At 74.0% G+C, this 7,038-nt stretch carries 5 protein-coding genes; 2 read left to right on the plus strand and 3 right to left on the minus strand.

Annotated elements, in window-relative coordinates; translation table 11 throughout:
* Nucleotides 1-140: 140 nt before the first annotated feature.
* Complete coding sequence (locus tag C1I99_RS27325; protein ID WP_111137088.1) at nt 141-2,498, plus strand: thiamine pyrophosphate-binding protein; 2,358 nt, start codon at nt 141-143, stop codon at nt 2,496-2,498.
* A 14-nt stretch (nt 2,499-2,512) separates the two neighbouring features.
* Here C1I99_RS27325 and C1I99_RS27330 read toward each other — a convergent pair whose 3' ends face one another.
* Both C1I99_RS27330 and C1I99_RS27335 read right to left on the minus strand, forming a co-directional pair.
* Nucleotides 2,513-4,090, minus strand: coding sequence for a metallophosphoesterase (locus C1I99_RS27330; RefSeq protein WP_111137089.1), 1,578 nt, complete (start codon nt 4,088-4,090; stop codon nt 2,513-2,515).
* A gap of 145 nt (nt 4,091-4,235) precedes the next feature.
* Nucleotides 4,236-5,408: a PQQ-dependent sugar dehydrogenase gene (locus C1I99_RS27335; protein WP_111137090.1), complete on the minus strand. Its 1,173-nt coding sequence runs from the start codon at nt 5,406-5,408 to the stop codon at nt 4,236-4,238.
* A gap of 90 nt (nt 5,409-5,498) precedes the next feature.
* Between C1I99_RS27335 and C1I99_RS27340 the strand changes: the two genes are divergently transcribed.
* A complete protein-coding gene (locus C1I99_RS27340; RefSeq protein ID WP_111137091.1) occupies nt 5,499-6,425 on the plus strand; it encodes a 2-hydroxyacid dehydrogenase in 927 nt (308 codons plus the stop codon).
* 31 nt (nt 6,426-6,456) lie between these two features.
* Here C1I99_RS27340 and C1I99_RS27345 read toward each other — a convergent pair whose 3' ends face one another.
* Entirely contained in the window at nt 6,457-6,834 is a 378-nt protein-coding gene (locus C1I99_RS27345) for a PH domain-containing protein (protein ID WP_111137092.1), read from the minus strand.
* Between the last annotated feature and the right edge of the window lie 204 nt (nt 6,835-7,038).

The raw sequence follows: 7,038 nt of genomic DNA on the forward strand, positions 1-7,038 counted from the left end.
CCCCCCACCCCCGCCGGCCCACGTTGATCATGAGGTTGGCGGCAGTGATCGATCTTCAGGCTGCCGCCAACCTCATGATCAACCGACCGGGGTCGCACCCCTCGCCAAGGCGTCAACGGGGACGCCTGGATGGAGCCACCGTGAACCAGCACGACCTCGATGTCCTCGACGAGATCCAGCGGCGGGTGCTCTGGCTCGCCACCCGGATCGTCGACGCGGCCAACCACGACCGGAACACCGGGGACGGGGTGAAGGTCGGCGGGCACCAGGCGTCCAGTGCCTCGCTGGTCACCGCGATGACCGCGCTGTGGTTCGCGCACCTCGACGCCGAGGACCGGGTGGCGGTCAAGCCGCACGCCTCGCCGGTGTTCCACGCCATCCAGTACCTGCTGGGCAACCTGGACCGCTCCTACCTGACGAGGCTGCGGGCCCGCGGTGGTCTCCAGTCGTACCCGTCGCGCACCAAGGACCCGGACGGCGTGGACTTCTCCACCGGCTCGGTGGGGCTGGGCGCGGCGGCACCGCTGTTCGCCGCGGCGACCAGGCGCTACGTCGACGCGCACTTCGGGGTGCGCCCGCATTCCCGGTTCGTCGCCCTGATCGGCGACGCCGAGCTGGACGAGGGGAACATCTGGGAGGCGGTCGCCGATCCGGCCACCACAGGGCTGGGCAACGTGATGTGGCTGGTCGACTTCAACCGGCAGTCGCTGGACCGGGTCGTCCCCGGGGTGCGGATCAACCAGTGGCGGGGCCAGTTCGAGGCCGCCGGCTGGCACGTGGTCGAGGTCAAGTACGGCCGCCGGCTCGCCGAGGCGTACGCCCGGCCGGGGGGTGAGCGGCTGCGCGACTGGATCGACGCGATGCCGAACGAGCAGTACCAGTCGCTGTTCGGCCTGACCGGGCCGGCGCTGCGCAAACAGTTCCTCGACGGGGCGCCGGCCGGGGTGGCCGAGTTCGTCGCGGACATCCCCGACGACGAGTTGGGCCCACTCGTCACCGACCTGGGCGGGCACGACATGGCGGCGCTGCTCGACGCGTACGCCCGGTGCGACGCGGTCACCGACCGGCCCAGCGTGGTGTTCGCGTACACGGTGAAGGGGTGGGGGCTGCCCATCGCCGGCAACCCCCGCAACCACTCGGCGCTGCTCACCACCGAGCAGGTCGACGAGCTGCGGGCCGCGTACGGCCTCACCGCCGAGACCGAGTGGGACCGCCTCGACCCGGCGTCGCCGGCCGGGATCAGGACCGGCGAGCGTCGCGAGGCGCTGTCCCGCGCGCCCCGCGAGCGGGCGCTGCGGGTCACCGTCCCGGAATCCACCCGGGTACGCGCCACCAAGCCGATCTCCACCCAGGAGGTCTTCGGCCGGGTGCTGGTGGAACTGGCCCGGGACGGCCAGGTCGGCCGGTACCTGGTCACCACCGCGCCGGACGTGGCCACCTCCACCAACCTCGCCGGGTTCATCAACAAGACCGGCGTGTTCGCCCCGACGCAGCAGCGCTCCTGGTCTGAGGACCGGATGCTGCGCTGGACCGAGAGTCCGGCCGGCCAGCACATCGAGCTGGGCATCTCGGAGATGAACCTGTTCCTGCTGCTCGGTCAGCTCGGCCTGTCCTGGGACCTGTCGGCCCAGCCGTTGCTGCCGGTCGGCACGGTCTACGACCCGTTCGTGCTGCGCGGCCTGGACGCCTTCCTCTACGGCACCTACTCCGGCTCGCGGTTCGTGGTCGCCGGCACGCCGTCGGGCATCACCCTCGCCCCGGAGGGCGGCGCGCACCAGTCGACCATCACCGCCTCGGTGGGCCTGGAGCTGCCCGGGGTGACCTTCGTCGAGCCCGCGTACGCCTCCGCCCTGGACTGGCTGCTCTGCGACGCGCTCGGCCAGATCGCCGGCGGTCCGGCCCCGTCGGCGACCGCCGCGCCCGCGGAGGACGGTGCGTACTACTTCCGGCTGAGCACCCGCCCGATCGACCAGGCGCCCTTCGCGGCGGCCCGGGACCGGCTCGGCGACGCGGTGCTGCGCCGGCAGGTGGTCGCCGGGGCGTACCGGCTGGTCGACGCCCACCAGGCGCACCCGCACCTGGCGGACGCGCCGGTGGTGCAGCTGGCGGCCTCGGGTGCGGTGCTGCCCGAGGTGCTGGCCGCGGCGGCGGAGCTGGCCGAGGAGGGCATCGCCGCGCACGTCGTCGACGTCACCTCGCTGGACCGGCTCTACCGGGCCTGGCAGCGCACCCTGCGCCAGGGCGTCCGGACGGCCACCGTGCCCAGCGTGCCCGGGGCGCTCCGCTCGGCCTTCGCCGACCGGGTGCCGGTGGTCACCGTGCACGACGCCGCCTCGCACGCGATGGCCTGGCTCGGGTCGGCGCTGGGCGCCCCGGCGGTGCCGCTCGGGGTGGACGAGTTCGGCCAGTCCGGCAGTGTGCCCGAGCTGTACGAGCTGCACGACCTGCTGCCCGGCAGCATCGTCAACGCCGCCCTGGCCGCCCTCGCCCTGCGCTGATCCGACCGGCCGGGTCAGCGGGTCGGGGTGGGGGTGACCGGGACGGACGGGCCCGCCTTCGGGTCCTCCACCACGTGCCGCTCCAGGTTCACCTGGGCCTGCCCGGTGCCACCGACGGTGATGTCGTCGTACGCCTGGAGCAGCTTGTCCTCGTCGAAGTAGAGCACGCTCATCGACAGTGGCGTGGGCTTCTCGCCCTCCAGGCCGCGCAGCCCAGCGCCGCCGGTGGAGCCCTGCACCATCAGCTGGGTCGGCATCTGGCCCGGCTGCTGCGGCAGCTTCGACACCTGCCGGTGGTGGGTGTGCCCGGCGAGCACCAGCGGGCAGGTACCGGAGAGCGGGCCCGCCGAGGCCGGGTCGTGCACCATCGCGATGTTCACCGGCCGCGGCGAGCTGCGTACCGTCGCGGCGAGCTGTTCGCCGGTGTCGATGAGCTGGTCGGCCACCTGCTTGGTGAGGCCGCTGCCGGCCGGCGAGGTGCTCTTGTCCGGGGTGAAGCGCGGATCGCCGATGCCGGCGATCGTGAGCCCGGCGACCGTGGTGGTCGAGTTGCTCAACACGATCGCGTTCGGCTGGCGGGCCACCGCCGCCGCCGTCCGCCCCGAGTCGTGGTTGCCCCGGATGTAGACGTACGGCTTCTTCAGCAGCCCGATCGAGCCGACGTAGGAGGCCTCCGGCTCGCTGCCCCAGTCGGTGATGTCCCCGGTGTCGATCACCACGTCGATGCCGAACTGCTCGACCACCGTGCGGATCAGCTGCCAGCCGGCCGGGTTCAGGTGCATGTCCGAGACGTGCAGCACCCGGGTGGTGTCGGCTGCCGGCTCGTACACGGGCAGGGAGGACACGGTGGTGTAGAGCTGGCTGACGTTGCCGACGAGGCGCTGTAGCTGCTCGGCGTAGCGGGTGTAGTCGTTGGCGATCCGGCGGGCGTCACCGACGATCGCCGGCGCGTTGACCAGCAGCCCCTCGTAGCGGGGCTCCTCGATCGCCTGCGGCCGCATGGTGGCCGCGGCGGTGCCGAGGCTGCCCGCGGTGACCAGCAGCGCCAGCGTGCCGGCCCAGGCCGTCCGGCGGGTGTCGCGGAAGACCAGCGCGGCGAGCAGTAGGGTGACCAGCACCGCGGAGGCGACGGTCCGCAGCCCGAGCCGCATCACGCCCTCGCGGACGTCCTCGACCGCCGTCTGGCTCGCCCGGCTGATGCTTGCCGGGTCGTCCAGCAGCGCCTCGGTGCGGCCCTGGTCCAGCGCACCCAGTTCCACCGTCAGGTGGGTCGGGCCATCGTGGCTGTCCAGCAGCAGTGCGCCCAGCGGCGGGATGTCGACCGTGGTGCTCCCGGTGGTCGCCGGGGCGAGCGTCAGATCCGCCTGGAACGGCCCGATGTCGGTGCTCACCCGGGCGCCGGCGAGCACGCCGATCACCACGCCGGCCAGGGTGACGACCAGGACCGCCAGCGTCATTCCCACCGCCCGGAGTCCGCGTCGGCGGCCCGTCCGGCCGGCGCCGCGCCGGCCGAGGGCGAGACCCCGGCGACGAGCGGTCGCCGGGCGCTCCTCGCCCTCCACCCCGCGCTGCTCGTTCTCCTGCCCGTCCATGCTGAAATTCTGCCCTCCCCCGTCGGGGATCTTGACAAACCTGAGTGCCGGTGGCGTGTCCCGTGACCACTGTTACCCACGGGACGGGCTTACCAACGGGACGGGCGGCGCACACGCCGGCCGGGACGGCATCGCCGCCGCCCGGTCAGCTCCGCCCGGCGCCGCCGCCGGCGAAGACCAGGCGCAGCAGCCGGTCGTCCTCCGGCGCCGGGTCGCCCCGCCCGTCGTGGTTGGAGGTGCTCACCCAGAGCGAACCGTCCGGGGCGGTCGCCACCGCCCGCAGCCGGCCGTACCGCCCGGTCAGCAACTCCCGGGGCTGACCGAGGACGGTGCCGGTGTCGGTCAGCTCGACCAGCCAGAGCCGCTTGCCGCGCAGGCAGGCGGTGAACAGCAGCCGGTCGGCCGCGGTCAGCCCGGAGCAGGAGGCGTCCGAGGTCGGCCACTGGGTGATCGGGTTGACGAACCGGTTGTCGTCGCCGCGCCCCTCCACCTGCGGCCACCCGTAGTTGCGCCCCTTGGTGATCTGGTTGATCTCGTCCCAGGTGTTCTGGCCGAACTCGACGGCGTACATCCGCTTGCCGGCGTCCCAGGCGAGGCCCTGCACGTTGCGGTGCCCGAGCGACCAGACGGGGGAGTCGGGGTACGGGTTGCCCGGGGCCGGCTTGCCGTCCCGGGTGATCCGCAGGATCTTGCCGCCGAGCCGCTTGACGTCCTGCGACTGGGGCCGGTCACCGGCGTCACCGGTGCTGGCGTAGAGCTGCCCGTCGGGCCCGAACGCCAGACCGCCGCCGTTGTGGATGCCCGCCTTGGGGATGCCGGTGAGGATCGGGGTCGGCTGCCCGCCCAGCTCCAGCCGGGCGATCCGGTTGTCGCGCTCGGCGGTGTAGTAGACGAAGACCTGCCGGTCCCGCTCGTACGTCGGCGAGACGGCGATGCCCATCAGCCCGCCCTCGCCGCCCGCCACCACGTCGGAGACGGTCTGCACCGGGGTGACCCGCAGCCCGTCCGGCCCGGACTCCGGCCCGACCTTCAGGATCCGCCCGCTGTCCCGTTCGGTGACCAGGGCGCCGCCGTCGGGCAGGAAGGCGATCCCCCACGGCACCCGCAGCCCCGTGGCCAGCACGGTGGTGACCACCTCCTGGCCGGCCCCGCCCGGCGCCGCCGTGGCCGACGGGGTGGGAAAGCTCGGTGGCTCGCCGGCCCGGTCCGGTTCTGGTGCGCCGAAACTGCAACCGGTGGTGGCCAGCAGCGTCGCGCAGGACGCCGCGAGAGCCGCCCGGAGGCGGCGGGTGCGGGGATATGGAGGACGGGCGCTCATCCGGCCCAGGGTAGCCCGCCGAGGCGTCGATCCGGGGTCCCACGGGACCGGTTCGGTCACCGGGGCGCGGGTCGCCTATCGTCGGCGGGCGTGAAGGTATGGATCCCGCACGAGGCCGGCAGGGCGCTCCTCGGCGAGCTGCCCTCGGGCGTCAGGGTCGAGGTGGTCGAGGACCCGGCCCGGCTGCCCTCCCCGGTGGCCGACGTCCGGTTCTGGGTGCCGCCCTTCCTGGCCGGTCCGAACGCCACCGCCCTGCTGCACGAGCTGCCCAACCTGCGGGTGGTGCAACTGCTCTCCGCCGGGGCGGACGCCTGGGCCGGCCGGGTGCCCGACGGGGTGACCCTCTGCGACGCCCGGGGGGTGCACGATCCGTCCACCGCGGAGTGGGTGGTCGCCGCGATCCTGTCCCAGCTGCGGGCCTTCCCCACCCTGATCCGGGCGCAGGCCCGGCGGGAGTGGGCGTACGACGAGGTGGCGCCCACCGACGAGCTGGCGGGCAAGCGGGTGCTCATCGTCGGGGCGGGGTCGATCGGGGCGGCGGTGCGCGCCCGGCTCGCGCCGTTCGGGGTGACCTTCACCCTGGTGGCCCGGACCGCCCGCCCCGCGCAGGAGGTGCACGGCGTGGCGGAGCTGCCGGCGCTGCTCCCCGAGGCCGACGTGGTGGTGCTGCTGGTGCCGCTGACCGAGCAGACCCGGGGGCTGGTCGACGAGAAGTTCCTCGCCGCGCTGAAGGACGGCGCGCTGCTGGTCAACGCGGCCCGCGGGCCGGTGGCCCGGACCGAGGCGCTGGTCGCGGAGCTGTGTACCGGCCGGATTTCCGCCGCGCTGGACGTCACCGACCCGGAGCCGCTGCCCGCCGACCATCCGCTCTGGACGCTGCCCAACGTGCTGCTCACCCCGCACGTGGCCGGCTCGGTCCGCGGACTGTTGCGCAGGGCGTACCGGTTGGTCGGCGATCAGGTCCGGCGGTTCGCCGCTGGCGAGCCGCTGGTCAACACGGTGGTGGACGGCTACTGACCCGGCCTGCCGGCGTCGGCGGCCAGGCCGTTCAGCTGGCCGCGCCGGGCAGGGTCTGGCCGGTGGCCGCGACCAGCCGCGGCAGATCCGTCCCGCGCACCGCGGGCAGTAGCACCTGCTGCCCGTCGTCGAGTCGGGCCACCGCCCGGCCACGCGGGTCGGTGGCCAGCTCGACCACCCGCTCCCAGCCGATCCGCCGCTGCCCGGCAAGCGCTCGCAGGCGCAGCTCGCGGGGGTCGGCGTCGGTGCCGGCCCGCCAGGCCCACACCCCCACGGCCAGCGGCACGAGTAGCACCGGCAGCAGGTACCACCGGGCGGCGGCCAGCGGCAGGGCGCCGAAGAATGCGATCACCGCGGCGACCAGGATCGCCTGGTTGTACCGGAAGCGGACGGTGTCGGAGCGGCTCACCCCCTGATGATCCCACCCGGGCCGGGGCCCCCGCGCGCCGGGCGGCGGAGCACCGCGCCGGACCCCGGCAGTGACGAGGGTCACTGTAGACTCGCCGTCACCGCTTCCATGGCCGATCGTTGTCGTGAGTTGGGCAGCGGACTCCGCACGTCCGGCGCCCCCGCCCGTCGCACCGCCCCAGTGCCTGTCTCTTTATACACATCT

It is taken from the genome of Micromonospora deserti (assembly GCF_003236335.1).
Taxonomy (GTDB): Bacteria; Actinomycetota; Actinomycetes; order Mycobacteriales; family Micromonosporaceae; genus Micromonospora; species Micromonospora deserti.

Coding starts and splice junctions, on each gene's coding strand:
- C1I99_RS27330 (WP_111137089.1), bottom strand. CDS start 4,090: ATGGACGGGCAGGAGAACGAGCAGCGCGGGGTGGAGGGCGAGGAGCGC.
- C1I99_RS27335 (WP_111137090.1), bottom strand. CDS start 5,408: ATGAGCGCCCGTCCTCCATATCCCCGCACCCGCCGCCTCCGGGCGGCT.